Source organism: Staphylococcus massiliensis (assembly GCF_043186315.1).
GTDB lineage: Bacteria > Bacillota > Bacilli > Staphylococcales > Staphylococcaceae > Staphylococcus > Staphylococcus massiliensis.
Genome location: NZ_CP171119.1, coordinates 938,088 through 965,087, shown reverse-complemented (window position 1 = coordinate 965,087; position 27,000 = coordinate 938,088). Strand labels below are relative to the sequence as shown.

The window sequence follows — 27,000 nt, the reverse complement described above, 5'->3', positions numbered from 1 at the left end:
TTATTATGCTTGGTTTCTCAATCTATTTTAGCCATGAACCAAATTACGATTATGAGAAATCCTTACTTGATATGGGCTATAAGACGATTTTTACGTCAATTCAAATACCTGAAGAAGAACAAAAGGACCCTCTTGATATGTTGGAACATAGACTAAACAAGCTTAGTTCAGAATCCCTTAACATTATTGTAGATGCTAATCCTGAAGTAATTAATGACCAACTGTTTAACTTAATGTCTAAATATCCTTCACTTCAATTAATCATTCGAATTGACCATAGTGTGTCTTTAGAACTCGTTAAAGAATGTGTTTCAAATAATGTAAAAGTATGTCTAAATGCTAGTACGATTTCTCAAGAGGATTTAAAGCAATTTCATGAAGCAAAAATACCAAAATCACAAATGATATACTGCCATAATTATTATCCACGTCCCGAAACAGGTTTAAGTCAATCACATGTGCTAAAACAAAATCAACTAATAAGATCATTTGATAATGAAGCTACTATATATGGTTTTATACCTGGTACTTCATTTCGCGGACCTATTCATAAAGGTTTACCAACTTTAGAATCAGCTCGTGGTACCACAGTCATAGATGCATCATATCAACTTTTAGATAGTGGCGTTAATCATATCATCGTAGGTGATCACTATATTAGCTTATTTGAAGCTAGTCGCCTGTATAAAGCAATCATGAATCAGCACTTTGAGTTACCGCTCAAGTGGTTTAATGACTCATATCAAACAGAGTTATTCAAACGACATACCAATAGGCCAGATGTTGCTGAACAAGTAATTCGTTCCATGCATTCTAGAACAGAGTGTCAAAGAACAATACCAATAGAAGAAAATTTAGACCGTCCTGAAGGGACTATCACTATTGATAATAAACTCTATGGTCGCTATGAAGGCGAAGTTCAAATCACAAAAGTTAACCTACCTAAAACGGATTCTGTAAACGTCGTTGCTCAAATCGATTCTACTTACATTAAAGAACTCAAGTATATAAAAGGTAATCATACGTTTGAGTTTGTGAAAGGAGAAGAATAAATGACCTCAAAAATAACTGAATCACGTAATCAAGCTTCTACGAATTTAGACCGAATGGATATTGAAACTGCTTTAAAACTAATGAACCAGGAAGATCAAAAGGTACCAAGAGCAATTGAGGAAATCATTCCAAAACTAACACCCTTAATTGAAGAAACTATAAAAATTTTCAATGAAGGAGGACGTATTATATATGTTGGTGCAGGAACTAGCGGTCGATTAGGTGTACTTGATGCTGCAGAATGTATACCAACGTTTAATACAAAGAAAGGTGATGTCATTGGTTTAATAGCAGGAGGTGAACGCGCAATGACTGAAGCTGTTGAAGGCGCTGAAGATAATGAATCAAAGGCTATAGAAGATTTAAAGCAAATTCATTTGTCTTCTAAAGATATCGTCATAGGTATAGCCGCAAGCGGTAGCACACCATATGTAGTCGGTGGTTTAAAGTACGCATCCTCATTAGGTACTAAAACAGGATCAATATCATGTAATTTAAATACTCCAATAAGCAGCCTCAGTGATTATCCTGTCGAAGTAGACGTAGGTCCAGAGGTGCTAACAGGATCGACGCGTTTAAAAGCTGGCACTAGTCAAAAACTCATCCTAAATATGATTTCTACAATAACAATGGTTGGCGTTGGTAAAGTTTACGGCAATTTAATGGTAGATTTAAAACCTACTAATCAAAAACTTGTTAATCGCTCTATTCAAATGATTAAAGAAGTTTGTAATCTATCTGAACATGAAAGCAAATCACTTTTTGAAGAATCAGGAAGACAAGTGAAAGTAGCAATAGTCATGTCATTAATGACTGTTTCAAGAGAAAAAGCAATCGAGTTACTTAACCTTCATCAAGGTAAAATACAATCAATTATTCAAGAGAGTGTGATTAAAAATGAATAAAGAAGAAAAACTTGCTAAAGATATTCTACATGCTGTTGGATCCTTGGATAACGTACAAAACGTCATTCACTGCATGACACGCGTACGTCTAAAAATAAAAGACAATAATAAAGTTGATTATGATCAATTAAAAGCGATAGACGGGGTCATGGGCGTAGTTGAAGACGACCGTCTACAAGTGGTTGTTGGACCTGGCACAAGTAACAAAGTTGCTAATGTTATTAGTAAGATGAGTGGTGTTGATTTAGGAGAGGATATACCTTCTAATAATAAGCAACGTGTAGAAGATGAAGCTCAAAAAAACAAATCTAATTTTCAAAAGCATAAACAAAAGCCGCTTCAACGATTCTTTAAAGTTATCGCTAATATTTTCATCCCTCTCATTCCAGCATTCGTTGGTGCTGGTCTCATAGGTGGTATAAGCGCTTTATTAACAAACTTAGTTACTGCTGAAGTTATTGGCGGAGCGTTTATAACACAGTTAATATTAATTTTTGATTTAATCAAGAATGGTATGCTGGCTTATCTTGCAATTTTTGTAGGAATAAACGCTGCTAAGCAATTTGGGGCTACACCAGGATTAGGCGGCGTTATTGGAGGAACAACTTTATTAACAGGTCTCACTGAAGATAAGACGCTGACAAACATTTTTACTGGAGATTCATTATTACCCGGCCAAGGTGGTATTATAGGTGTTCTTTTAGCAGTTTGGTTGCTTAGCCTTATCGAAAAGCGACTGCACAAGGTTATACCTAACGCAATCGATATCATTGTTACACCTACCCTATCTTTACTATTCATAGGACTTTTAACAGTATTTCTAATTATGCCTATAGCTGGTTTTATTTCAAATGGTCTTGTGGGCGTTATCAACACGATTATTGATACTGGTGGTATGTTTAGCGGATTTATTATAGGTGCTTTTTTCCTACCATTGGTTATGTTTGGATTACATCACATGTTCACGCCTATTCACATAGAAATGATTAATCATTCAGGTCAAACATTTTTACTTCCAATAGCTGCCATGGCAGGCGCTGGTCAAGTAGGTGCTGCATTAGCATTATGGGTTAAGTGTCGTAAAAATAAAGAAATTAGAAATATGATCAAGGGAGCACTCCCGGTTGGCTTTTTAGGTATAGGGGAGCCATTAATATATGGTGTTACACTTCCCCTTGGACGACCATTTATCACCGCTTGTATAGGTGGTGGCATAGGAGGAGCTGTAATCGGAGGTATTGGTCATATAGGCGCTTATGCAATTGGACCAAGTGGTGTATCTTTAATTCCCTTAATTGCTGATGCAAAATACCTTGGTTATATAATAGGTTTACTTGCTGCTTATTTAGGTGGCTTTGTAGCAACGTACTTATTCGGTACTACTAAAGAAATGGTAAAGCCTAACAATGTTGGTGATGTTAAAAATGAGTATATTAATGAAACTTGATTCTGAAATGCCATATTTATCTAAAAGTGAAAAGACTTTAGCAACTTTCATTCTCAACAATCCTAATAAGGTAATTACAATGAGTATACAAATGCTTGCTGAAAGCACCAATGTAAGTACAGCAACAATTGTACGTCTATGTCGCAAACTAAATTTAAGTGGATTTCAAAGTTTCAAAATAGAACTTTCTAAATACATCTCTATAGACAACCATAGCTTAAACCCCGAGCTAAGGCAGAATGAATCAATTGCTGGTATTAAGAATAAAACCATTTCGCGTATTAACTTCGCTACCAATGAAGCAAGTTCTAGCTTAAACAATGAATCTATTGAACAACTATGCGACCTAATAGAAGAAGCTAATAGAATCATAGTTTATGGCATAGGTGCCTCTCATGTCGTAGCTATGGACATGTATCAAAAATTTAGTCGCTTAGGTATTCATATTCAATGCATTGAGGATACGCATTTGATAGCAAGTATCTTATCAAGCTTAGAAGATAAGGATTGTTTTATATCATTGTCTAATTCTGGTGAGAATGGTGAACATATAAAGCTCATCAACTTGGCACGAGAACACGGCGTTAAAACTGTAGGAATAACTAATCATCGATCTAACCCAATAGCCGAACTTACAGATATTCAACTCATACATGGTCGTAATGATGAAAGAGAATTAAGAATGGCTGCAACAACGTCTCTAGTTTCTCAACTATATACAATCGATATTATATATTATAGATACATTGCTAAAAATTATAATAAAGCTTTAAACCAATTAACTCTATCAAAGTCAACAGTAGATTCCTATAAGAAATAAATAAAAAAACGTGAGACTGAAAGCATTCAATCTCACGTTTTTATGATATTAGATTTGATCTTTTTTGCTTTGTTTATGGTAGCCTCTTAAGAAATAGTAAATAGCCATAAATCCTAAGAATAATACACCGATAAGTAATGGAATTCGTGTATCTACGTTAATAATCATGCCAACTAAGACAAGTAACAAGAAACCAATAGTTAAATAGTTTGTTACTGGTGCTCCTGGCATTTTAAATGGATGACCATCCACTTTTTCAGGATATCTCTTTCTGAAGCGAATATGACTGAATAAAATCATAAACCATGGAATCATACCTGGTAAAATAGAAGCACTATATACATAAACGAAAATATTTTTTGACTCAGGAATTATTAAAGGTAATACAATATTTAAAATTACACCAACAAAGATACCTAGTGAAACAGCTAATACAGCGAATAGCGGCACGCCATTTTTCATAACTTTTAGGAAAATCTTAGGCATTTGTCCATATTGCGCTAATGTAAAGATCATACGACTTGAACTAAAGATACCTGAGTTACAACCTGACATAGCTGCAGTGATTACAACAAAGTTAATTAAAGCAGCAGCGATTGTTACACCAACTTTGGCAAATGTTGCTACGAATGGGCTTCCTAAGTTACCTAGCTCATCCCAAGGATAAACAGTTACGATTACAAAAATAGCCCCAATATAGAAGATTAAAATTCTCCAGATAACACCATTAACAGCTGCTTTAATGTTCTTTTGAGGATCTTTTGTTTCACCAGCTGTAATACCGATTAATTCAACACCTTGATACGAACCGATTACAATTGATAATGCAAAGAAGAAACCAACCCATCCGTTCGGGAAGAATCCGCCATGTGCATAAAGGTTCGTTAATCCAAGTGGTTGGCCAACGCCTAAACCGAAGAAAATAATACCAAAGCCTGCAATAATCATTAAGACAATCGTAACGATTTTAATCATAGCAAACCAAAATTCGAATTCACCAAATGCTTTTACAGAAACTGCGTTAGCAGCAAATAATATTATAATTACGATGATACCAGGTATCCAAGAAGGTAACTCTGGCCACCAGAACTTTAAATATTGTCCAACTGCGATTACTTCACTCATACCGACGACAATCCATTGGAATATGTTACTCCACGCAGTCACATAGCCCGCAACTGGATGAATATAATCACTCGCAAAACTCGCAAATGAACCAGTTGTTGGATTTAAATAAATCATCTCACCCATCGCACGCATAATTAAAAATAAGAATATACCTGCAATTAAGTAAGCAAAAATTACTGAAGGCCCAGTCCATTTAATTGTGCTTGAAGCACCCATGAATAGACCTACCCCAATTGTTCCACCAAGTGCAATCATCTGCATCTGACGTGCACTTAGTCCCCTTTTTAATTCGTTATCATTCATGTTTCATCCCATCTCCTAATACATCTAATTAACGGATAAACGTATTATACTACAATTTATCTTTAATTGTAGAAAGATTTTAAAAATTTTTATAATTTAGTTACTACCTTAAATAATCAATCCCTTTTATACGTTGACATTTAGGAGATAATTTCAAAATATCTATATACTTATAACTCATACCTATTAACGCTTCAACCCTTTAAATGATTGCATTTGTTTTAACAGAAATGTATACGCTTTCACTAATTTAAATCATTTCTCTAATATATAATTTTGACATATATGCGACACAATATTGTAATAACTTCTTATTGTGAATTAATTCACAATACTATATAATTTATTCGTATGATGTTTCGTATGGAGGAAAGAAAGTTATGAATGAGAAAAATGTAAGATGGGATAAAATCTTTTACGGTAAGGATTGGGTGAATCAAATCGTAGACACGATAAAGACGAAGGACATTCTTCAAGGTGTTTACTTTAAACGCTATATACTAAGAGCTATTATGGCAGGCTTTATTATTAGCATCATAACCGTATTTGTGCTCGCGATTAAGATGTCGCTTATATCAGACATACCCCTTGGTGTGGTTAACATCATCGCGGCAATTGCCTTTAGTTTCGCTTTAGTTATGATATTATTTACAAACTCAGAATTATTAACGAGTAACTTTATGTATTTCACAGTTGGATTGTACTATCGACTGATTAAACCAACTCGCGTCGCTAAAATCTTCTTACTATGCTTTGTAGGTAACGTGGTAGGTGCTATATTATTATTCACCTTAATGCTAGGTACAGATGTTGTAACGCCAGATATGAAAGCCGAACTCGTACACATCATCGATCATAAAAGTGTCGACAGTTCTTTCATGTCTATATTAATTAAAGCAATATTCGCAAACTTCTTCATCAATATTTCCTTAGTCATCGCCATGCAAATACATGACATCTTCGCCAAAATGTTTGTGATGATGTTTGGCGTCGCGATATTCGCATTTATGGGATATGAGCATGTCGTGTATGATTCATGTTTATTTATCGCCGGACTCTTGTTCGATCCACTAGCACTATCACCGCTTCACCTTGTTAAGAATATCATTGCGGCTGGCATAGGCAATTATATTGGTGGCGGATTAATTATTGGGCTTTTCTACGCGTATCTTAATGACCATCATCAATTTGATAAGGAACGTCTCAATTAAGCCACATTAACAAATGTGATATACTTCAATCAGATTCTATTGAAGGAGTTCAAATTAATGAAGCACATTCTTATGAGATCAATACGAGTGGGTATTTTATTTGGCATACTCTTCTTCGTTTTAAATTATTTTGCTGATTCCAATCACAATATGCCAAGGCTAATTGGCTTATCTTTACTTGCAACGCTTACATTCATGGTATTAAACTTTATCGTATTTTGGTCACTTAGAGACGAAAGAACGAAGATTAAATTCGGTATTACTATACCGATAGCAATCCTAATCGGACTTATTCTAGGCGGTTTAATCTTACAAAGTATTAAAGTCGGTCTTGTAGCTGGCGTTATACTTGGCATTATCGCTGGGGTCGTTTGGGTCCTTCTCGATAAAAGGAACGTGAATAAATAACCATGACAAATGCAATTATTATCATTATTATTATCTTATTGATTCTAAATTTAATACCGAATATGATCATGATTAAGAAATTTTCTAAAGAACCTAATAGCAACCGCTTCAAGATGATTGCACTTGTAGATGGTTTATTACTGATACTCTTAGTCCTCGTCTTCATAATATTTAATTAAAGATGAAACGCGTACTACTGTCTATCCCACAGTAATACGCGTTTTTTATGTAATCTCTTATAACAGGAACTTATATACAACATACGCAATCATTAAATATAATGCGAGTCCTAGCAGAAACGACAATAAATGAACCTTCATAGGTATGTGCTTATGTCGTTTAGGCCCGATACCTAGATTCCAAATGGCTATAATCACCGGGCCTACTATAAAGAATAGAATCGCTTTTATGGACATGCGTTAACGCCTCACTTTTCGAAGATCTGAATCATTTCTTCAGTTGATACTTCCTTACCCACTAATGCCACGCTTGAAAAGTCATCTTGCTGAGACATCTCATTTGTGTTCACAATACAATCTAAACCAGCCATAGTCGCTGCTTTAGCGCCATTAAGTGAATCTTCAATGGCTAAGCAATGACTTGGACTATAATTTAATGCTTGCACAGCCTTTAAATATAAATCGGGCTCTGGTTTCACTGCTTCTACATCTTCACGGCCTATAATGACATTGAATAAATCTTTTATTTCGAGCCTTTCCAAAATGGGTGTGATATCAGATCGATAACTACTCGTTGCGATCGCCATAGGAACGTTACGCTTTTGTAAATAGTCGATAAATCCTTCAACCGCTTCACGAACGGGTAATTGGTGGCTTGTACCAAGTTGTTCTTGAAAGAGCAATTTCGTCATGTTAGTTCCTAACATAAAGCGGAGACGGGAATATACGTCGTCACCTGAACCGCCAATGGACTGACGATACCCTTCCTTTGTTAAAGGTGTTTCGCCAGCTATCTTAAGGTATTTATTAATCGTCTCAAAAATATAAGTTTCAGTATCAATTATCGTACCGTCGAAATCGAATACGACTGCTTTATACATTGTAAAAACCCCCTACTTGTATTCTAAGTAGAGGGTCTTTCAATGTCCAATTATAATAATTTAACTAAGCGTTGTGATAAACGTGCAGGTAGTTCCTTTTGCTTTTGAACCATTTTGTAAATTGTAAAGCAGTCTAACATGAATGATTGCTCTTTAATGTAATATGATTCAAGTTTCAAACGTTGATCTTCTGTTAAATGCGGTCCGCCGACCGTGTGTGAAAAGTTAATTAAACCAGGTTTGACTTGATTTAATTCATAAAGCTTGCGCTTAGAGATTAGTTGATATTGATTAAACTGTGCAGATTTAGGTCCTACAAATGACATCTCACCACTCAAAATATTAAAAAGTTGTGGTAATTCATCCATTGATGATGCACGTAAAAGTGTTCCTGAACGCGTCGTATACTTAGCTGGTGTTAGGTTTTCACGCGGTACAATCGGCGCATTGATGTGCATTGTTCTAAATTTGAATGCGTTGAAATAGGTATCACCTTTACCTGTTCGGCTTTGAATATAAAGCGCAGGTCCATCTGATTCGCGTCTTATTACCAAAGCTATAAGCAACATGAACGGGCCTAAAATAATTAAGCCAACAAGTGAGGACAAAATATCAAATGCTCGTTTCATAACTCACCTCTACAAAATTATAAGTTCTTATATACTATTATAACGTAAAAAATAGTAGGAACGTATCAATACGATTATATTCGATTAAGTTTCTGTCTTTTTAATATTGTGTTTAGAGCGACCCCACCAGTTAGCAAGAATTGGCCCTGTTATACAGTGGATGAAACTGAATACAGCACCTGGTATAGCGGCTAATGGGTTGAAATGTAACGTAGCAAGTGTCGTTGCTAAACCTGAATTCTGCATACCAACTTCAATGGAAACCGTCCTTGAATCTTGATTGTTAAGTTTAAATATATTTCCTAGGAAATAGCCTAATAAATATCCAAGAACATTGTGTAAGAACACAGCTAAGAAAATAATAGCACCAACTTCAAATAATTTATCGCGACTAGATGCAACTACAATTGCAAGAATAAGTGAAATCGCAAATACTGAGACGATTGGTAATAATATCTCCGTAACGTGCTTGATGTTCTTAGAGAGCTTTTGCACAAGAAGACCAAGAATGATAGGAATGATAATCACTTGTGCGACCGTCTTAAACATGCTTAGGAATGAAACTTGTAGCGTTTCGTGCATAAAGACGTACATAAGTAATGGCGTTAACAACGGCGCGAGTAGTGTTGAAATACTTGTGATTGTGACTGATAAAGATACGTTAGCTTTAGCAAGATAACTGATCACGTTACTAGCTGTGCCGCCCGGTGAACACCCTACTAACATCACGCCTATAGCTAAGTCTGCAGGCAATTGAAAGATTAAAATAAGTAACCATGCGATAAGTGGCATGATCGTATATTGTAGGAAGACGCCGATTAAGACAGCTTTAGGTGCTGTTATGACATATTTAAAGTCATCTGGTTTAATGGTAAGACCCATACTAAACATGATTAACCCGAGTAAATACGGGATGAAACTACTTAATTCTGTATAGAAGTTTGGGAATGTGAAGCCGAGTATTGCGGCGATTAACATCCATATTACAAACGTTTGTGTCACGAATTGACTAACTCTAGACATATAAGCACCTCTTTTATTTTAATTTTCTGAATATTATCATTTTACATGCAATTACACGTCTTCTCAATACGAATTCAGAAATTTAACACTTCGTCCCAAAGTCTGAGTGATTTATATCATATGGAGTGGTACAATATGCTTACAAACTACTTTAAGTTCATATAATAAATATGAAAGAGGAATATATATGATGATAGATAAATATGACACTTTTTTAATTAATATTAAAGGTCTTCATTCCCGCCGCACTCGCTTTCGATTAAATAAAACGCTGAAGATGATGCACTTAATACACCAGCCTCAATTTAGTTTAAATAAATATCAATCTCATACTGTATTAGAAGTACAGATTCCAAAGCAGCAACTACCCTATTTAATTAGCTACTTAAGCTTTCATAACTATGAAATTTTTCAAATCCTTCGTGAAAAGGATCATAAGGGTTTAATCAATCCTGATCATACATTTAAATCTCCTAAACGATTTGAAATCGGTATTTTAGGCATCCAAGACGCCTACATTAAAGATAAAGCAATCGATATCCTTAACTATTTCCAACATCATCATGATTTACAATACCTGATTAATGAACGTACGATTTCTGTTCAGTGTCAGACAGACATTTATGTATCATTGATTCAAACTTTGGCTACACAACATTTAGATATTAACCAAGCTAACTTTTTAAAGCGTTCGTTAGCACATTCTAAGATTTCGTAATTTAGAACAACGCTTAAATTTAGATCGTGTTAAAATATAATATTTATGGACAATGGCGCTTACGGGCGATAAGAGAGGTTTTAACTTTTTAAGAAATTCCGCTCGTAAGTGCCTTTTTAAGTTGCACTAATACCCAACAGCACAAAAAGAAACCAGGCTAGGACATTTCATAAAAATTCGTCCAAGCCTGGTTTTTATTTTCTAACAAATTAAGACGTGATATAGTCGCCACCATTTACGTGAATCACTTGACCTGTGATATATGAAGCATCGCTTGAAGCTAAGAACACATATGAAGGTGCAAGTTCTACAGGTTGACCACGGCGTTTCATAGGCGTATCGCCACCTTGGTTTTCAACCTTTTCAGCGTCAAATGTAGCTGGAATTAAAGGTGTATAGATTGGTCCAGGGGCAACCGCGTTTACGTGGATGCCCTTTTCCATAAGGCTTGTCGCAAGAGAACGTGTAAATGACACGATCGCACCTTTAGTCGCTGAGTAATCGATTAAGTGCGCTGAACCACGATAAGCAGTAACACTTGTAGTGTTTACGATACTGTCGCCTCGTTTCATATGAGGCACTGCTGCTTGTGATAAGAACATCATGCCATAAATGTTCGTTTCGAATGTCGCTTTAACTTGCGCTTGTGAAATATCTTCAAAGTTATCTTTAGGGAACTGAACACCACCGTTATTCACTAAGATGTTAAGTCCGCCAAATTCATTCACTACTTTATCAACAAGCATTTTAGATTCGTCAGCTTTACGTAAGTCATGTGCGTAAGCTTTTGCTTTAACACCTAACTCTTCTAAACGTTTAACCGTATTCTCAGCATCAATATGCTCGTTTAAGTAGCCAATTGCAACATCTGCGCCCTCTTTTGCGAAAAGGATTGCAACGGCACGACCAATACCAGAATCACCACCGGTAATTAAGGCAACTTTACCTTTTAACTTACCGGCAGCTTTATATGAATCATCTTCAGTAATTGGAAGTGGATCCATATCTTTCTCTGAGCCTGGTTGTGTATCTTGCGTATAACCTTTAATTTGTTCATGAAATTTTAAAAAGTCGTTTGTCATAGTTAGTATGGCCTCCTATTAAACTTCACGATCCCAATAACGTACTTCTTTGAATTGCTCTACAATTGCATTCGCTTCATTTGAAACAAATACACCTGGTTGTGTTACGTCAACTTTGTCACTGTTAAGGTTAGCTTTAGCAGTTTCAGTTAATACAAGTGGTTTGCAGTGAACAAAGCTTTGTTCCATAAAGAACTCTGCTTCTTTAGATAATGGTGTATCATCAGATAACGTTACTAAGCTATCAAATAATACTGGGTGAACAGTATCGAACGTTTCAGTGATACCGAATGATTCAGTGATGTGTTTAGGTTTATGAGAAATAAACGCATAGTTTAATTTGTTGTTAGCTGCTGTTTTCGCATAAGCTTTTAACGTTTCTTCGTCTACTTCACCATCTACTACAATCGCTACTGAATGACCTGGTAATGGACGTTCAAATTTTTCTAATGTTAATTGACTATCAGATTTATCTGAACGTACTTCTTCGTTCACTTCAGGAACTTCAACGCCAATATTTTCAGCAACGCGTTCAGCTAATTTACGGTCTACTTTGTTTAATTGGTTTACTGCGTTTTGTTTAACTTCTACTTTTTCACATTTACCTAATTCGAATGAAAAGCCATCTACTGTGTGGTCGAATTCATGTGGTTTTAAACTATTTAAATATAACTTAGCTTGGCTATAGTAATCTTTAAAGCTTTCGCTACGTTTTTGAATTTTATGCGCATCGATTTTTTCTTGGTAATGAGCGAAGCCACCTTCTGATTGCGGTGTTGTATGAGGATCATTGTTGTTAATCGCATTCTTATGGTACGCCGTTTGACCACGGTGTACGTTCATTTGATGCATACCGTCACGTTGGTTGTTATGAACCGGTGCTACTGAACGGTTGATTGGAATTTGATGAAAGTTAGGTCCACCAAGACGTGAAATTTGAGTATCTGTGTAAGAGAATAAACGTCCTTGTAATAATGGGTCATTAGTAAAGTCTAAACCTGGAACAATATGACCTGGGTGGAATGCCACTTGTTCAGTTTCAGCAAATACATTATCAACGTTACGGTTTAAAGTCATTTTACCTACTTTTTTAACTGGCACTTCGTCTTCTGGCCAAATCTTAGTAGGGTCTAAAATATCAAAGTCAAATTTAAATTCATCTTCTTCAGGTAAAATTTGAAGACCTAATTCCCAAGCTGGGTAATCACCTTTCGCAATTGATTCATAAAGGTCTTTTCTATGGAAGTCGATATCTTTACCGCAAACAATTTGCGCTTCATCCCATACCATAGATTCTAACCCGTGCACAGGTTTCCAATGGAATTTCACGAAATGTGCTTTACCTTCTTTGTTTACTAAACGGAATGTATGCACACCAAAACCTTCGATTTGACGAATATTCTTAGGAATACCACGGTCACTCATAGCCCACATAGCTGTATGTGTTGATTCAGGATTTTGTGCAAAGAAATCCCAGAAAGTATCGTGAGCTGAACCACCTTGAGGCATTTCGTTATGTGGCTCTGGTTTAACAGCATGAATTAAATCAGGGAACTTAATAGCGTCTTGAATAAAGAATACTGGAATGTTGTTACCTACTAAGTCAAATACACCTTGGTCAGTATAGAATTTAGTCGCGAAACCACGTACGTCACGAACTGCGTCTGGAGAACCTTTTGACCCTTGAACTGTTGAGATACGTACGAATACTGGTGTCTTTTTAGACGTATCTGTTAAGAAGTCCGCATACGTATATTCAGATAAGTCTTCATATAATTCGAATTCACCATGTGCGCCGAAACCACGTGCGTGCACGATACGTTCAGGAATACGTTCATGGTCGAAATGCGTCATTTTTTCTCTGAAATGGAAATCTTCAAGAAGTGTAGGACCACGTTCACCAGCGCGTAGTGAATTTTCATCTTCGCTTACTTTAAGACCTTGGTTCGTCGTCATTGCTTTACCGTCATTATTTACAATATCTTTTTCTAAATCTTGTTCTTTTTTGTTAACCACAGTAAATCCTCCCTTTAGATATATGTAGATATACTTCCTATTTACCACTTCCGAAACATTAAAAACGCTACAAGCAAATTACTACCAATTATTGTAATAATATGTCATGGATGAAATATGTTACATAGCAATAATCATTATTTACATCATCTCCGTGGCGCCCCTCCTTGAAAAGCCCTATAGCACCACAAACGTTTTTTAGATAGCTACGCCCTATCACCAAAAGAAAAACCGACACGCATACGTGTCGGTCATCTCAGTCATTGATTCAATTTGTTCTTAATGAAATACGATTCGTAAGAGTAAGATAATTTCCTAACAGCTGACTCCTAGGGGAGTAGCGTGAGTCCGGAGACTACAGGCTCCGGCCACGCCCCAGGAAAGCATGCTGTTAAGGAAATTATTCGTCGTCTTCTTCAATTACTTGTTGTAGTTTATCAAACATCATTTCAAATCCATGCACAGTGGAATCATGATATTCCTTTTTCTTTTGCTTGTATTCAAGACGTGTTAAACGACGCTCCTTAGGAATATCACTTTGATATCTAAATGTCATTTGGCAAATGCCAGGTTCACGTTCCTCAAAGTAAAGTTCAATTAAATCTTCAACATCACTTAAATGCGGCATACCCATTGTCATGACAATGTGTTGATCAGGAATAAGTACTTGGTATGTACCAACTACACGTAATTCCTTTTGATTTTTAGCATCAATAATTTCGTAAGTTCCACCTTCTACAGGGTCATTGTCGAGCTTTTGATTCGTTCTTGGCGTTGTTAAGAACCACTGACGCAATAATTCAGGGTGGAGCCAAGCTTGATATAGTGTTTCAGGCGAAACTTTCATTAAACGAACAATTTCAATTTGCACTGTTTCTTCTTGCATTAGCTTTACACATCCATTCTTCGTCTATCATACTTGTTAATATATATTCTAACGTATAATACACAAAGTCAAAAACTATATGGTCTTAATTTTCGTTATGAGCGGCTTTTCGTTTAGATTTAAGAACTGGTAAACCAAGTATAATCGCGACAACACCACTAATTCCAAGAATGAATGGGTAGAACGAGTAAGGAATTAGCATTACTGGTGAAATACTTGCGACACCAGCTGCTGCAATAACTTGCGGACTATACGGTAAGAACCCTTGGAAACAACTACCAAAGATATCTAAGATACTTGCCGACTTTCTTGGATCAATGTCGTACTTGTCGGCAATCCTTTTCGCAAGAGGACCGGCCATTAAGATTGAAATCGTATTATTCGCTGTTGAAATATCAGCAACACTGACAAGGCCAGCAATACCAAGTTCTGCACCGCGTCTCGACTTAACCTTGGCATTCACAAATTCAAGCAACCATCTAATACCGCCATTGAACTCGATAATCGAAATTAAACCACCGATTAAGAGCGCGATAATCGCCGTGTCTTCCATACCAATGACACCTTCAGAGGCTGCCTTTAAAAAGCCCTTCCAATCAAACGAGCCATCTATAAATCCAATAATGCCTGATAAGAGCGTACCAGATAACAGCACAATCACGACATTAACACCGATTAAAGCCAAAATAAGTACTAATAAATAAGGTATCACTTTCACTAAATTAAAATCATATGACTTAGATTGATCGAGTGTAATACCATGCGTCAGGATCCATAAAAGCACCATTGTCAAAATGGCACCAGGTAATACAATCCTAAAGTTCACCTTAAACTTATCCTTCATTTGCGTCTTCTGAGTACGTACAGCAGCGATCGTTGTATCTGAAATCATAGATAAGTTATCACCAAACATCGCACCACCTACTACAGTTGCCATCACAAGTGCGCTTGATACATCCGTTGCTTGGCTAATTCCAAATCCAACTGGTGCAATCGCTGCAACAGTACCTACGGACGTTCCCATTGAGATTGAAATAAACATACAAATTAAGAATAACCCTACGAGTAATAAATTAGTGGGAATCAAAGATAAACCTAAGTTAACAGTTGACTCAACGCCTCCCATCTCTTCTGTCACCTTTGAAAAGGCACCTGCGAGTAAGAAGATAAATACCATTAGAATGATATTAGAATGTCCTGCACCTTTCGTAAAGACGTCGACCTTTTTACTAAAGGACGTTTTATGGTTCATAAATAATGCAATTACTACAGCAATCATAATCGAAATATTTAAAGGCATCGTGCTAAAGTTACCAGTGATAATGCCTACTCCGATAAATAACGTTACAAATATTAATAAAGGCAATAAGCCCCATACATTTCCCTTTTCCTTTGTCATATCATCACTTCCTTAAAATAAAAACCTTTCTTCTTTAATATGTGAAAAAGAAGAAAGGTTGAATTTAACTTCTTATCTTCAGCATATTGCTTCTGGAATTGGCACACGCATCACCATGTTGCCGAAGTTTCGTAGGGCCAGTCCCTCCACTTCTCTTGATAAGATCTATATAAGATTTTTGAATTTGTGCTCGAGTTAATAACTCATTTTAGCATTGGTAAAACATTTAATCAATACATGATTTAAATTTAATTCTTAATTAAATATATTTGGTACACTTAATCAATCAACTTTCCTGATTAAGTAACCGCTTCGCTAATGTCACGAAATAGTCCGGTACTTTTTCTAGAATACCTTCATCTGGATCATATTTCGGATGATGCAACTGATACTCACTTTCTGAGCCAATCATAACGAACACACCTGGATAGTGCTTCGTAAAGCCAGAAAAATCTTCGCCAATTGTGAGTGGTTCATCAAAAATTGTTACGTCATATCCAGTTTCTTTTGCCACTTCAATCGATTGTTCAGTAAGTTTATAATCATTGTACACAGCACCAGGTAAATGAGTATAGGTTGTCTTGATATCGACATCAAACATGGTTTCTAAGCCAGTCGCAATGTCTTTTAATCGTTTTTCAACATAGCTTTGAACCTTCTTATCAAAGGTTCTCACGGTACCTTGTACATAAGCAGTCTCTGGAATGACATTCCATGTTTTACCACTTGTCACTTCACCTATAGATACAACAGCGCGATCAAACGCTGAAACATTGCGACTTACTATAGATTGTATGCTTGTAATTAACTGACCTAAAACGATTGAAGGATCGTTACCATCTTCCGGTCGCGCTGCGTGCGCGCCTTTTCCAGTGATTTCAAACTCGAAACGATCAACATTAGATGTTAAGATACCTGATTTCACTCCGAATTCACCGACTTTTAAAGAAGGATAATTGTGAAAACCAAGTATCGCCTCGCAACCTTCTAACACATTCGCCTTAACCATGTCTGTAGCACCATGACCAAGTTCTTCTGCTGGTTGAAAGACAAATCTCACACTCCCTTGAAGTTCATCCTCAATGCGCTTTAACTTAACTGCAGCACTTAGCACGCTCGCCATATGAATGTCGTGACCACATGCATGCATCACGTCATCATATTTAGATCTAAAGGTGTTAAACACTTCCTCATGAATAGGTAAGGCATCGATGTCTGAACGTATGGCAATCATGCGATCCCCTGAACCAACTTCAGCAACAACACCCGTCTCAAGGTCAAAATCTAATATCTTGATGTCGAACTTTTTAAGGATCTTCTTAATGTTTTTAGTCGTACGATATTCTTCATCAGAAAGTTCTGGATAGCGATGAAACATCCGTCTCCATTCAATCGTTTGTTCATAGTCATACATGATATCGACTCCCCTGTTATTTAAAAATACGCCTAACGAAAACTATAGTGCTATGATAACACAATTTTTAGAATTTTGTGATAACATAGCGTAAAAAAGATTATAAAAATACCCCAACACTTATCTAAAGCGTTGGGGTATAGCATTTAGTCAATGCTTTATTTTAAAGATAAGTCACGATCTACGATAACTTTACCGTCTTTGATAACTTTATCTACATGGTTAACACCATATTTGTACGTAACGAATTCGTGGTTAGGTGCGTTCCAAAGCACGATATTCGCTTTGTCACCTTCGTTAATAGTACCTGCATCAACGTTGATTGCTTTAGCAGCGTTAACTGTTACAGCATTCCAAATTTCGTTTGGTGATAATTTAAGTTTTAATGCTGCGATAGCCATAACCATTTGTAAGTTGTTAGTTACACAACTACCTGGGTTGTAGTCTGTAGCGATTGCAATTGCACCGTCGTTTTCTAACATACCACGTGCATCTGCATATTCTTCTTTACCAAGGTAGAATGTTGTACCTGGTAATAATACAGCTACAGTTTCGCTATCTTTAAGTTTTTTCTTATCTTCGTCACTTGAAGCAACTAAGTGGTCAGCAGAAATTGCATCTTCATCAATTGCAAGTCCTAAACCACCTAATGGGTCGATTTCGTCAGCGTGGATTTTCACGTCGAAACCATGTTTCTTAGCTTCTTGCATATAACGCTTAGATTCTTCGATTGAGAATACGCCTGTTTCGCAGAAGATATCAGCGAAGTCTGCATATTCTTTAACTTCAGGTAATAAATTAATCATTTCTTCTAAGAATGCTTCGTTTGATTCAGCATCTTTAGGTACAGCGTGTGGTCCAAGGAAAGTGTGACGCATATCTAGGTTATACTTTTCAGCTAAACGATTTGAAACTTTAAGTTGTTTTAATTCGTTTTCTTTATCTAAGCCATAACCACTTTTACTTTCAACAGCTAACACACCATGGTGAATCATTGTTAATAAGTCATGTTCTGCTTTTTCGAATAGTTCATCTTCAGATGCTTTACGTGTAGATTCTACTGTAGAAAGGATGCCGCCACCTTGTTCAAGGATTTCTAAATATGAAGCACCTTGGCGTTTTAAGCTCATTTCGTGTTCACGAGAACCACCGTGAATTAAGTGTGTATGCGCATCTACTAAAGATGGTGATACAACTTTACCAGTAGCGTCGATTGTTTCTTCAGCTTCGTACTCTTCTGTATGCGGACCAGCATAAACGATTTTACCGTCCTTAACGACAACTGTACCGTTCTCAACAATTTCTAATTCATCAAGTGCTTTACCTTTTAAAGGTTTGTCAGTCTTCTTAGGTAATACAAGCTCCTTAATGTTTTGAATAACTAAATCGTTCATTACTTATCACCTTTCTCTGTAATCATTGGAATATGAACACCTTTTTCTTTTGCTACTTCTTTAGCGATGTCATAACCTGCATCAGCATGTCTTACTACTCCCATACCCGGATCTGTAGTTAATACACGTTCTAAGCGTTTTTCAGCTTTTTCTGAACCGTCAGCTACAACTACCATACCAGCATGAAGTGAGTAACCCATACCTACACCGCCACCGTGGTGGAATGAAATCCATGAACCACCTGCAGCTGTGTTGATTAAAGCGTTAAGTACTGCCCAGTCACCTACAGCGTCAGAACCATCTTGCATACCTTCAGTTTCACGGTTAGGACTTGCTACTGAACCTGAATCTAAGTGGTCACGGCCGATAACGATAGGTGCTGAAATTTCTCCGTCGCGCACTAATTTATTAAGTGCTACACCCATTTTCGCACGTTCACCATAACCTAACCAAGCAATACGAGATGGTAAACCTTGGAATGAGATTTTTTCTTGAGCTAAGTCTAACCAACGATTAAGTTTTTCATTTTCAGGGAATAATTTACGCATTTCTTCGTCTGCACGTTCGATATCCTTAGGATCACCGCTTAATGCAGCGAAACGGAAAGGTCCTTTACCTTCACAGAATAATGGACGGATGTATGCAGGAACGAAACCTGGGAAATCAAATGCGTTTTCTAAACCTTCGTTATGCGCTACTTGACGAATGTTATTACCATAGTCGAATGCAATGGCACCTTTTTCTTGGAATTCTAACATTTGTTCAACGTGTCTACGCATAGAAGCGTTCGCTTTTTTAACGTATTCTTGTGGATCGTCTTCACGTAATTTTTTCGCTTCTTCTAAAGAATAACCATGTGGAACATAACCATTTAATGGGTCATGTGCACTAGTTTGGTCAGTGATGATATCCACTTTAAAGTCATCACGTTTAAGTAAATCTTCATATACATCTACTGCGTTAGCAACTAAACCAATTGATAAAGCTTTGCCTTCATCACGAGCTTCTGTAGCTAATTTAATTGCTTCTTCTAAATCGCTTGTTTTAACGTCGCAATATCGTGTTTCAATACGTTTGTCGATACGTGTTTCATCAACATCAATACCGATAACAACACCGCCGTTCATTGTTACAGCTAGTGGTTGCGCACCACCCATGCCGCCTAAACCAGCAGTTAATGTAATTGTGCCGCTTAAGTCTTCATCAAAATGTTGTCTAGCAAGCTCAGCAAATGTTTCGAAAGTACCTTGTACGATACCTTGTGAACCAATGTAAATCCAGCTACCAGCTGTCATTTGGCCGTACATCATTAAACCTTTTTTATCTAATTCGTTGAAGTGATCCCAGTTAGCCCAATGTGGAACTAATACTGAGTTTGATAATAAAACACGTGGTGCTTCATCATGAGTTTTAAATACAGCTACTGGCTTACCTGATTGAACTAACATTGTTTCGTCTTTTTCTAAATTACGAAGTGTTTCAACGATAGCATCGAAGCTTTCCCAGTTACGCGCTGCTTTACCAATTCCACCGTAAACAACTAGGTCTTCTGGACGTTCAGCAACTTCAGGATCTAAGTTGTTATATAACATACGTAAGACTGCTTCTTGTTCCCAGCCTTTACATTCGATTTCTAAACCTTTTTTTGCTTGAATATTTCTCATTTCCATCTCTCCTTAAACTGAATTAAATAAATCTATTATTTTAAAAGGTACATTCATGTGTTACCCAAAAATAAGTAATGCTATTGGTAATGTGATTAATAAAGTTAAAATAACGCGTTCAAACCATATCACAACAAGCTTCCATACCGAGATTTTAATGTCCGTTGACATAATAACTGGTACAACACTTGAGAAAAAGATAATGGCAGATACGCTCATCACACCTACTGTGAAACGAATTGCTAAATCGGCACTACCTGCAACCGCCGCAGGTAATAACATTTCAATGATTGAAAGCGTTGCTGCTTGAGATAAAGTTGATACATCATCAATCGGAAAGAACATTAAGAACGGGTAGAAAATATAAGAGATATACTTAATAATCGGTGTGTATTCAGCGATTACTAACCCTAAGAAACCAATTGACATGATTGATGGGATAATTGCAATTGTCATAACAACACCATCTTTTAAATTGGTTTTAACGTTCTCCCATAAAGATGCACTGTTTTTAACTGCGATTTTAGCTTCTTCCCATGCTTCTTTAAGTAAAGACATGTCTTGTTTTATTTCCTTTTGATAAGGTACGTTGTCGTATGTGCTTGTTGATTCAAATCTGATTGGAGGGATATGTACTGTAATTGCTGTTACTACGAATGTGATAACGAGCGTTAACCAAAAATATAAATTCCAATGTTCTAAGATTCCGAGTGTCTCTGCAACAATAATCATAAATGTAGCTGAAACCGTTGAAAATCCTGTCGCAATAATGACTGCTTCCTTGTGGTTATAGTGACCTTCTTTATATACTCTATTCGTAATAAGTAAACCAATTGAATAGCTTCCAACGAAGGACGCTACAGCATCTACTGCAGATTTACCAGGCGTCTTAAAGACTGGTCGCATAAATGGACGACATAAAACACCGATAAATTCGAGTAGGCCATAACCTACAAGTAGTGATAAGAATATTGCCCCTACAGGAATTAATACACCAAGCGGTAGCGCTAGCTTTTCAAATAGGAAAGGTCCTATCTTAGGATTTAAAACAAATCCAGGCCCTACCTTAAACACGACCATAAATCCGATGATTACCCCTAAGATTTTGAAGAATGTAAATATCTTCTCGGTAGTCGTTTTCTTCCATTGACCTGTTACGATTGGATAAATAGCACCAAGTATTAAAAGTAATAAAATATAGTACGGTAATACCGGCCCTACTGTATTCCTGATCAACGTAACTAAGTGATCAATTAAGATTGAGTTCTTTCCACCTATTTCCATAGGAACAAAGAAGAATAAGATACCTATAAAACTATATACAAAAAATTTCCACATGTACTTAATACACCCCTTTGTGTTAAGTACCATCCCACTTCCTTCTCTATTATAATATGATAAAATATAGCTAACTAATATAAATAAACTAATTATTTATAGGTTAAGTCTATTAACACCCCTAAAAACCTATAGTTTAGGGATTTTAAAAACGCATTAAAACGCCTGTATTTATTGGAATTTTTGAAATTGACAGATAATTGGAACGATATTTTGATAATAGGAGTAAAGATATATGAAGATCATTCAACTGGAATACTTTATCGCAATCGTGAAATATAATAGTTTTACTAAAGCTGCGCAGTTTCTACATATTAGTCAGCCTTCTTTAACTGCAACAATTAAGAAGATGGAAGAAGATTTAGGCTATGAATTGCTCACGCGTTCAACGAAAGCAATCAAAATTACAGAAAAAGGGATTCAATTTTACAACTATGCGACTGAACTCGTGCAAGAATATCATCAAACTTTAGAAAAGATGCACGACCTTAACTTTAGCCATGACCCTAAAATTAAAATGTCTATCTTAGAATCGACGAGCCGTTGGGTACCATTAGTCATTCATAAACATCGTCAATCATTCCCTGATCAACATTACCAAATATCAGAAGTTTTAGACCCAGAAATAACAATTCAGCAATTACTCAAGTTTGATATTCATATCGGATTAACGAATGACCAAATTAAGCACGAAGATATCACATCTATCCCGTTATATGAAGAAGATTATGTCATCGTGATGCCAGAAGATAAATTTCCTAACCAACGTTCAATTTCAATCAAGAATTTGCCACTCATTTTGCCAAATAAGCAATACCGTGTCAGAAAGCACTTAAATGATTACTTTAAACGACTTAATATCCGCGCGAACATTGTCATGGAAGTCGATCGCTTTGAAGCAGCAACGAACTTTGTTCATCAACATTTAGGATATGCCGTTATCCCGCGTGTCTACTATCAATCGTTTAACACAAGCAAACTGAAGACTTTACGCATGCGTCCAAACCTAAAGCGTACAATTTACATTAATTACCTCAAAAAAAGAAAGCACTCTGAACAAGTGCTTTCCTTAGTTAATCTATGTCGTGAGTATTGGGACATGAAATCTAATACATCACATGATGCATAATGTTCGCAATTAATTTAGCTGTACGATTATCTACATCATATGTTGGATTCATTTCAGCAATACTCATTGTATTTACTTTGTCTGACGCCGTAATACGTTTTGCTAATTCAAGAACAATATTTGGCGTTAAACCTAGAACTGCAGGTGCACTAACGCCTGGTGCGTATGCACTGTCAATAACATCCATGCAAAGTGTAAATAATACAATGTCATGATTTTGCATGAATAATTCAATTTTATCTTTAATTGGTGGCGCGATTTGGCCTTGTAATTCATCAGCTGTCACAAATTCAGTGTTCGTTTCCTCAGCATAGTCGAATAATCCTTGCGTGTTACCACTTTGTTGGATACCTAATACAAAGTAATCCGCATTATCGTCGTTATCGAGAATTTGTCTAAAGCAAGTACCTGATGTCGAATGCTTTTCTTTACGGTTATCGAAATGCGCATCGATATTAATGAAACCAATTGATGCATCAGGGTTCGCTTTACGTGCACCAAGATACTGTGCGTAAGCGATATCGTGGCCACCGCCAATTAAGAACGTGAAATTATTATGCGCCATTGATTTCTCAACGTAATCTGCATACTCTTTTTGCGTATCAATTAATTCATCGCGATCATGATACACATTACCATAGTCAGTAACTGTTTTTTTATCTAGGATTGGCAATCCTGAAAAGGCCTTTCGAATCGCGTCAGGACCTTCTTTAGCGCCAACGCGCCCCTTATTTAATTCAACACCTTTATCAATCGCGTAACCTAATATACCAATACCATCTTCTTTGTGATCTTCTGCCGCGTTGATATCTTCAAAGTTCACTGTTTGGAATAATCTGAAATGACGTTCTTCTGTTTCACTATCTAAACGCCCATTCCAAAGTTTTGATTCTGCTTGTTGATACATTACCTAACATCCTCCCTTTATTTAAGCCCTCAGATTAAGTATAAATGGTGACGATATTTAAAATCAAATACGCCATACGCGCACCTTTGGCACTTTATAAAGAACACCATTTTTTCAATCTGGTTGTTATTTTATTACATTTCAATGATAATTACCCATAACTAATTTATTTACAAACATTTCGTCGTTATAATATCATTATGCGATTATAATATATTGCATTTAGAGATTTGGAGGATTTACTATGACTAAAAAGCGCATCTCAGGCTTTCAATGGGCTATGACAATATTTGTCTTTTTCGTAATAACGTTTGGACTTCCACTTATTTTAAAAGACTTTCAAGACCTTATTACGACAAAGAAATTCGTATTTAGTATACTGTCATTCGCACCATTTATTGCTTCATTAATATGTATATTAGTATTCAAACATAAGCGCATTCAACTTGGTGATTTAAAATTAGGTATTAACTTGAAAGTAATTGAACGCCTATTACTCGCGATTTTACTACCTCTAATCATATTTATTATCGGAATGGTCTTATCTAATACATATGCAGATAGTTTTATTTTATTACAAGCAAAGGACTTATCCGTACCTTTATGGCAATTATTCCTAGGCCAACTTGCGACAGCCTTTTTACTAGAATTTGGTTTTCGTTCTTATTTACAACATATCGTTGAACAAAAGGTTTATACTTTTATCGCTTCGATTATCGTCGGTGTGATATACGCACTTTGGTTTACTGTGACGTCATTTGGTTTAACATTTGCGATGTACAATTTCTTATTTTACTTCGCCTTTTCATTAATTGCCGGTGAATTAATTCGTGATACGAAAGGTCGTACGATCTATATTGCGACAGTATTCCATACGTTAATGGCAATTGGACAAATTTTCTTCTTTAGTGAAGAAACAGGCGAATTATTCTCAATCAAGCTTTTAAGTTTAACAACCTTAGCTGGTGCTTTAATTTACATTATCATTAATATGCTTATAAGGCTTTTCAAATATGGTAAAAATAAAGCGAAACAAAGACGTGCTAGAGGTTCTTATGATGAAAGTTTAAATACGGATTACCAACATAAACGTACGTATGATACCGATGAACTTGATGAAACGGACCGTTACGATTACTCAAACCGTCGCTCGGAAGCACACTATCAAGACAGATATGATAAACGTGAGGAACCTCAACATGCGTATCATGAACGTTATGACGAAACTCACGATCGTGATCCTGCTCAAGATGACTTCCAAGCCCAAACGCATGATAGTTGGCAACAAGACGATATTTCAGATCGAGATGAACGTAAACTCAATCAAGACCTCGATGAGAAATTTAACGAGCGTCGTCCATATTCTTCAAAGGTTACTCAAGACCAACATCCTGAAGTAGATGCGCAACCTGAAACATCAAAGAAAAGTAAGTTAAGAAGACGTCGTCCATTTAGAAACAAGCGATAAGATGAAACAAGCCCTAGTACTAAGCACTTTAACCTTTAAGGTAAGTGACCTAGACTAGGGCTTATTTTTGTGTATTCAATTTGAAACGCAGCGTTTATTGGGCTCGTTCACGCTTTTCTTCGCGTTGTTTATTTTTCTTCGTATTTAAGCTATCAATCGAATTCAAGAATTCTAATTTCTTCTTCGTAAAGGTCTGTGTTTCTTTGGAATCAATATCCCCCATAAAACCATGACCTGCTCGGCCTTCATCTATGTCAGGTATATAAATATCTGCCTTAACATCATTTTGACTGAGTGACACAAAGTAATCTTTAGATTGGTCTGAGAAGGAACCAAAGTTACCATCTGATAAAAATGTTGGTGGAAAGTCTTCATTAATATATTCAATAAGATTCAATTTCTTATTTAATTTAGAACGATACACAACAAGCGGTTGGTCAACGTAGGCACTAAAGTATTGACCAAACATATAATCATTGAGTATATTTTCGCGATCCGTTTTGTGATTGCGTACTGGGTCTAACATCGGTACCTCTAAAACTTGTGCTTTGATATTATCTAAAGAAATGACTGGCTTAACTTTAACCATCTTCGCGTATTCAGGATTCGCTTGAATCGTAACGAATTCCGCTGCAAGTTGGCCACCAGCACTACCACCAGACATCACGATTTTATCCGTACCTATGCCGTAGCCTTTACCATAGTCCTTTAAGAAGGAAATTGCATCGGACACTTGTTGAACTTGAACAGGATGATGGTACTGCGGTGCAAGTGGATAGTTGATCGTTACAACGTTATAACCTGCATCAACCATCTTCTTATATTGATACAATAAGTTACTATCATTCGTCTCAGAATGCGGGTCACCTTCCATCTTATCCCCAGCAACCCAGCCGCCACCATGGATGTAAAAGAACGTTGGTCTATCAGGATCGACCTTCCCGTTTTTTGTCATAATATCCATGTAACTACGCGGTTTATCCGAATCATATTGAACATCGCTAATTAATTTATATTTACCATTAATAACTGAGATGCTCTCTTCAGCTTGAATATAGTTCTTCTCACCCATAATTTTCTGCGTCACAATACTAAAGATTTGCGAGTTGAAGCTCCCCGCGAAAAGCAATATCGTCGCAAGTGAAACAATCGCAAATACAATACCTTTCGACGTTTCTTCGATAACAAACCTTAATTTACCACGTTCATTTTTCTGAATGAAAAGACCAAAAATTAATAAACCGAATGCGATAAACATTAGGGTGACTTGTGACAACACCCAAAATGCAATGTGGTTCGTAACAATCCAAACTACGTCCGTAAACGTAAAAAAGATAATCGCTAAAATTAAGGCGTTTCGAACACGCTTAGACATCAACCCTCTCATCATGTACATACCGAGTTGTAAGACAATGATGGTAATGATACCTAACGTGAGATGCTTGTTGATTAGAAATTGGTGAGCCGCAATGAGTAATATGAGAAGTAATCCAAAAGACCGAGACATCGTGTTGACTCTTGAATTCATAAGACTTTGCTCCTAACATACATTAAGGTTGAGTGTGACGCACTTACTTGGATGCTTCGAACATCATAAT

The 27,000-nt window shown here is 36.4% G+C and carries 25 protein-coding genes and 1 riboswitch; of the genes, 10 read left to right on the top strand and 15 right to left on the bottom strand.

Going from position 1 to position 27,000, the window contains the following annotated elements; all coding sequences use genetic code 11:
- Positions 1 to 5: 5 nt before the first annotated feature.
- From ACF3N8_RS04465 to ACF3N8_RS04450, 4 genes are read left to right on the top strand one after another with little or no spacing between them, the layout of a single operon-like run.
- Positions 6 to 1,052: a MupG family TIM beta-alpha barrel fold protein gene (locus ACF3N8_RS04465; RefSeq protein WP_009382880.1), complete on the top strand. Its 1,047-nt coding sequence runs from the start codon at positions 6 to 8 to the stop codon at positions 1,050 to 1,052.
- Complete coding sequence (murQ, locus tag ACF3N8_RS04460) at positions 1,053 to 1,958, top strand: N-acetylmuramic acid 6-phosphate etherase (protein ID WP_009382881.1); 906 nt, start codon at positions 1,053 to 1,055, stop codon at positions 1,956 to 1,958.
- Positions 1,951 to 3,405, top strand: coding sequence for a PTS transporter subunit EIIC (locus ACF3N8_RS04455; RefSeq protein ID WP_238101694.1), 1,455 nt, complete (start codon positions 1,951 to 1,953; stop codon positions 3,403 to 3,405). Before murQ ends, ACF3N8_RS04455 begins: the two co-directional genes overlap by 8 nt.
- Positions 3,395 to 4,225 carry a MurR/RpiR family transcriptional regulator gene (locus tag ACF3N8_RS04450; protein WP_238100916.1) on the top strand — a complete coding sequence of 277 codons (831 nt, stop codon included), beginning with the start codon at positions 3,395 to 3,397 and terminating at the stop codon, positions 4,223 to 4,225. Before ACF3N8_RS04455 ends, ACF3N8_RS04450 begins: the two co-directional genes overlap by 11 nt.
- A gap of 48 nt (positions 4,226 to 4,273) precedes the next feature.
- Here ACF3N8_RS04450 and ACF3N8_RS04445 read toward each other — a convergent pair whose 3' ends face one another.
- Entirely contained in the window at positions 4,274 to 5,656 is a 1,383-nt protein-coding gene (locus tag ACF3N8_RS04445; RefSeq protein ID WP_017176768.1) for an amino acid permease, read from the bottom strand.
- A gap of 380 nt (positions 5,657 to 6,036) precedes the next feature.
- Between ACF3N8_RS04445 and ACF3N8_RS04440 the strand changes: the two genes are divergently transcribed.
- Genes ACF3N8_RS04440 through ACF3N8_RS04430 form a run of 3 tightly spaced genes read left to right on the top strand, consistent with a single transcriptional unit; the run spans position 6,037 to position 7,454 of the window.
- Positions 6,037 to 6,867 carry a formate/nitrite transporter family protein gene (locus tag ACF3N8_RS04440; protein ID WP_009382885.1) on the top strand — a complete coding sequence of 277 codons (831 nt, stop codon included), beginning with the start codon at positions 6,037 to 6,039 and terminating at the stop codon, positions 6,865 to 6,867.
- A 57-nt stretch (positions 6,868 to 6,924) separates the two neighbouring features.
- Positions 6,925 to 7,275: a hypothetical protein gene (locus ACF3N8_RS04435; RefSeq protein ID WP_009382886.1), complete on the top strand. Its 351-nt coding sequence runs from the start codon at positions 6,925 to 6,927 to the stop codon at positions 7,273 to 7,275.
- 2 nt (positions 7,276 to 7,277) lie between these two features.
- Positions 7,278 to 7,454 (top strand): hypothetical protein, encoded by a 177-nt coding sequence (locus ACF3N8_RS04430; RefSeq protein WP_100223787.1) that lies wholly within the window; start codon positions 7,278 to 7,280, stop codon positions 7,452 to 7,454.
- 57 nt (positions 7,455 to 7,511) lie between these two features.
- Here the strand turns inward: ACF3N8_RS04430 and ACF3N8_RS04425 are convergent, their stop codons facing one another.
- The 4 genes from ACF3N8_RS04425 to ACF3N8_RS04410 all read right to left on the bottom strand — a co-directional run bounded on the left by ACF3N8_RS04425 (position 7,512) and on the right by ACF3N8_RS04410 (position 9,987).
- Entirely contained in the window at positions 7,512 to 7,691 is a 180-nt protein-coding gene (locus tag ACF3N8_RS04425; RefSeq protein WP_026048994.1) for a hypothetical protein, read from the bottom strand.
- 11 nt (positions 7,692 to 7,702) lie between these two features.
- Positions 7,703 to 8,335 carry an HAD family phosphatase gene (locus tag ACF3N8_RS04420; protein WP_017176769.1) on the bottom strand — a complete coding sequence of 211 codons (633 nt, stop codon included), beginning with the start codon at positions 8,333 to 8,335 and terminating at the stop codon, positions 7,703 to 7,705.
- A gap of 50 nt (positions 8,336 to 8,385) precedes the next feature.
- Complete coding sequence (locus ACF3N8_RS04415) at positions 8,386 to 8,964, bottom strand: sugar transferase (protein WP_392450316.1); 579 nt, start codon at positions 8,962 to 8,964, stop codon at positions 8,386 to 8,388.
- 84 nt (positions 8,965 to 9,048) lie between these two features.
- The gene (locus ACF3N8_RS04410; protein WP_238101697.1) at positions 9,049 to 9,987 is read right to left on the bottom strand and encodes a bile acid:sodium symporter family protein; all 939 of its coding nucleotides are present in this window, start codon (positions 9,985 to 9,987) and stop codon (positions 9,049 to 9,051) included.
- A gap of 187 nt (positions 9,988 to 10,174) precedes the next feature.
- Here ACF3N8_RS04410 and ACF3N8_RS04405 point away from each other — a divergent pair, with 187 nt between their 5' ends.
- Positions 10,175 to 10,705, top strand: coding sequence for a hypothetical protein (locus ACF3N8_RS04405; protein WP_009382890.1), 531 nt, complete (start codon positions 10,175 to 10,177; stop codon positions 10,703 to 10,705).
- A gap of 209 nt (positions 10,706 to 10,914) precedes the next feature.
- Here ACF3N8_RS04405 and ACF3N8_RS04400 read toward each other — a convergent pair whose 3' ends face one another.
- The 8 genes from ACF3N8_RS04400 to ACF3N8_RS04365 all read right to left on the bottom strand — a co-directional run bounded on the left by ACF3N8_RS04400 (position 10,915) and on the right by ACF3N8_RS04365 (position 21,898).
- Complete coding sequence (locus tag ACF3N8_RS04400; protein WP_017176771.1) at positions 10,915 to 11,787, bottom strand: SDR family oxidoreductase; 873 nt, start codon at positions 11,785 to 11,787, stop codon at positions 10,915 to 10,917.
- Between the two features lie 18 nt (positions 11,788 to 11,805).
- Positions 11,806 to 13,803 carry a catalase gene (locus ACF3N8_RS04395; RefSeq protein WP_009382892.1) on the bottom strand — a complete coding sequence of 666 codons (1,998 nt, stop codon included), beginning with the start codon at positions 13,801 to 13,803 and terminating at the stop codon, positions 11,806 to 11,808.
- Positions 13,804 to 14,203: 400 nt separating this feature from the next.
- Positions 14,204 to 14,689, bottom strand: a complete 486-nt coding sequence (locus ACF3N8_RS04390; protein ID WP_009382893.1) for an SRPBCC domain-containing protein — start codon at positions 14,687 to 14,689, stop codon at positions 14,204 to 14,206.
- Positions 14,690 to 14,774: 85 nt separating this feature from the next.
- A complete protein-coding gene (locus ACF3N8_RS04385) occupies positions 14,775 to 16,088 on the bottom strand; it encodes a Na+/H+ antiporter NhaC family protein (protein ID WP_238101699.1) in 1,314 nt (437 codons plus the stop codon).
- Between the two features lie 69 nt (positions 16,089 to 16,157).
- Positions 16,158 to 16,253: riboswitch (SAM riboswitch) on the bottom strand.
- Positions 16,254 to 16,374: 121 nt separating this feature from the next.
- Positions 16,375 to 17,502, bottom strand: coding sequence for an amidohydrolase (locus ACF3N8_RS04380; protein ID WP_238101700.1), 1,128 nt, complete (start codon positions 17,500 to 17,502; stop codon positions 16,375 to 16,377).
- Between the two features lie 158 nt (positions 17,503 to 17,660).
- On the bottom strand, positions 17,661 to 18,896 hold the full coding sequence (gene hutI, locus ACF3N8_RS04375; protein WP_009382896.1) for an imidazolonepropionase: 1,236 nt from the start codon (positions 18,894 to 18,896) through the stop codon (positions 17,661 to 17,663).
- The gene (gene hutU, locus ACF3N8_RS04370) at positions 18,896 to 20,560 is read right to left on the bottom strand and encodes a urocanate hydratase (protein WP_392450313.1); all 1,665 of its coding nucleotides are present in this window, start codon (positions 20,558 to 20,560) and stop codon (positions 18,896 to 18,898) included. The genes hutI and hutU overlap by 1 nt, the downstream gene beginning before the upstream one ends.
- Before the next feature lie 60 nt (positions 20,561 to 20,620).
- Complete coding sequence (locus ACF3N8_RS04365) at positions 20,621 to 21,898, bottom strand: YjiH family protein (RefSeq protein WP_009382898.1); 1,278 nt, start codon at positions 21,896 to 21,898, stop codon at positions 20,621 to 20,623.
- 235 nt (positions 21,899 to 22,133) lie between these two features.
- On the opposite strand from ACF3N8_RS04365, the gene ACF3N8_RS04360 reads away from it, so the two are divergent.
- Complete coding sequence (locus tag ACF3N8_RS04360; RefSeq protein WP_009382899.1) at positions 22,134 to 23,027, top strand: LysR family transcriptional regulator; 894 nt, start codon at positions 22,134 to 22,136, stop codon at positions 23,025 to 23,027.
- Here ACF3N8_RS04360 and hutG read toward each other — a convergent pair.
- Entirely contained in the window at positions 23,005 to 23,934 is a 930-nt protein-coding gene (hutG, locus tag ACF3N8_RS04355; protein ID WP_009382900.1) for a formimidoylglutamase, read from the bottom strand. The two genes, ACF3N8_RS04360 and hutG, sit on opposite strands and share 23 nt — an antisense overlap.
- A 244-nt stretch (positions 23,935 to 24,178) precedes the next feature.
- Here hutG and ACF3N8_RS04350 point away from each other — a divergent pair, with 244 nt between their 5' ends.
- A complete protein-coding gene (locus tag ACF3N8_RS04350; RefSeq protein WP_238101701.1) occupies positions 24,179 to 25,402 on the top strand; it encodes a CPBP family intramembrane glutamic endopeptidase in 1,224 nt (407 codons plus the stop codon).
- Positions 25,403 to 25,496: 94 nt separating this feature from the next.
- Here the strand turns inward: ACF3N8_RS04350 and ACF3N8_RS04345 are convergent, their stop codons facing one another.
- Positions 25,497 to 26,909 (bottom strand): alpha/beta hydrolase, encoded by a 1,413-nt coding sequence (locus ACF3N8_RS04345; protein WP_235044496.1) that lies wholly within the window; start codon positions 26,907 to 26,909, stop codon positions 25,497 to 25,499.
- Positions 26,910 to 27,000 lie beyond the last annotated feature (91 nt).

Bases quoted from the DNA above. Each gene is read 5' to 3' on its own strand.
- ACF3N8_RS04465 (WP_009382880.1), top strand. From the start codon at position 6: ATGCTTGGTTTCTCAATCTATTTTAGCCATGAACCAAATTACGATTAT.
- murQ (WP_009382881.1), top strand. From the start codon at position 1,053: ATGACCTCAAAAATAACTGAATCACGTAATCAAGCTTCTACGAATTTA.
- ACF3N8_RS04455 (WP_238101694.1), top strand. From the start codon at position 1,951: ATGAATAAAGAAGAAAAACTTGCTAAAGATATTCTACATGCTGTTGGA.
- ACF3N8_RS04450 (WP_238100916.1), top strand. From the start codon at position 3,395: ATGAAACTTGATTCTGAAATGCCATATTTATCTAAAAGTGAAAAGACT.
- ACF3N8_RS04445 (WP_017176768.1), bottom strand. From the start codon at position 5,656: ATGAATGATAACGAATTAAAAAGGGGACTAAGTGCACGTCAGATGCAG.
- ACF3N8_RS04440 (WP_009382885.1), top strand. From the start codon at position 6,037: ATGAATGAGAAAAATGTAAGATGGGATAAAATCTTTTACGGTAAGGAT.
- ACF3N8_RS04435 (WP_009382886.1), top strand. From the start codon at position 6,925: ATGAAGCACATTCTTATGAGATCAATACGAGTGGGTATTTTATTTGGC.
- ACF3N8_RS04430 (WP_100223787.1), top strand. From the start codon at position 7,278: ATGACAAATGCAATTATTATCATTATTATTATCTTATTGATTCTAAAT.
- ACF3N8_RS04425 (WP_026048994.1), bottom strand. From the start codon at position 7,691: ATGTCCATAAAAGCGATTCTATTCTTTATAGTAGGCCCGGTGATTATA.
- ACF3N8_RS04420 (WP_017176769.1), bottom strand. From the start codon at position 8,335: ATGTATAAAGCAGTCGTATTCGATTTCGACGGTACGATAATTGATACT.
- ACF3N8_RS04415 (WP_392450316.1), bottom strand. From the start codon at position 8,964: ATGAAACGAGCATTTGATATTTTGTCCTCACTTGTTGGCTTAATTATT.
- ACF3N8_RS04410 (WP_238101697.1), bottom strand. From the start codon at position 9,987: ATGTCTAGAGTTAGTCAATTCGTGACACAAACGTTTGTAATATGGATG.
- ACF3N8_RS04405 (WP_009382890.1), top strand. From the start codon at position 10,175: ATGATGATAGATAAATATGACACTTTTTTAATTAATATTAAAGGTCTT.
- ACF3N8_RS04400 (WP_017176771.1), bottom strand. From the start codon at position 11,787: ATGACAAACGACTTTTTAAAATTTCATGAACAAATTAAAGGTTATACG.
- ACF3N8_RS04390 (WP_009382893.1), bottom strand. From the start codon at position 14,689: ATGCAAGAAGAAACAGTGCAAATTGAAATTGTTCGTTTAATGAAAGTT.
- ACF3N8_RS04385 (WP_238101699.1), bottom strand. From the start codon at position 16,088: ATGACAAAGGAAAAGGGAAATGTATGGGGCTTATTGCCTTTATTAATA.
- ACF3N8_RS04380 (WP_238101700.1), bottom strand. From the start codon at position 17,502: ATGTATGACTATGAACAAACGATTGAATGGAGACGGATGTTTCATCGC.
- hutI (WP_009382896.1), bottom strand. From the start codon at position 18,896: ATGAACGATTTAGTTATTCAAAACATTAAGGAGCTTGTATTACCTAAG.
- hutU (WP_392450313.1), bottom strand. From the start codon at position 20,560: ATGAGAAATATTCAAGCAAAAAAAGGTTTAGAAATCGAATGTAAAGGC.
- ACF3N8_RS04365 (WP_009382898.1), bottom strand. From the start codon at position 21,898: ATGTGGAAATTTTTTGTATATAGTTTTATAGGTATCTTATTCTTCTTT.
- ACF3N8_RS04360 (WP_009382899.1), top strand. From the start codon at position 22,134: ATGAAGATCATTCAACTGGAATACTTTATCGCAATCGTGAAATATAAT.
- hutG (WP_009382900.1), bottom strand. From the start codon at position 23,934: ATGTATCAACAAGCAGAATCAAAACTTTGGAATGGGCGTTTAGATAGT.
- ACF3N8_RS04350 (WP_238101701.1), top strand. From the start codon at position 24,179: ATGACTAAAAAGCGCATCTCAGGCTTTCAATGGGCTATGACAATATTT.
- ACF3N8_RS04345 (WP_235044496.1), bottom strand. From the start codon at position 26,909: ATGTCTCGGTCTTTTGGATTACTTCTCATATTACTCATTGCGGCTCAC.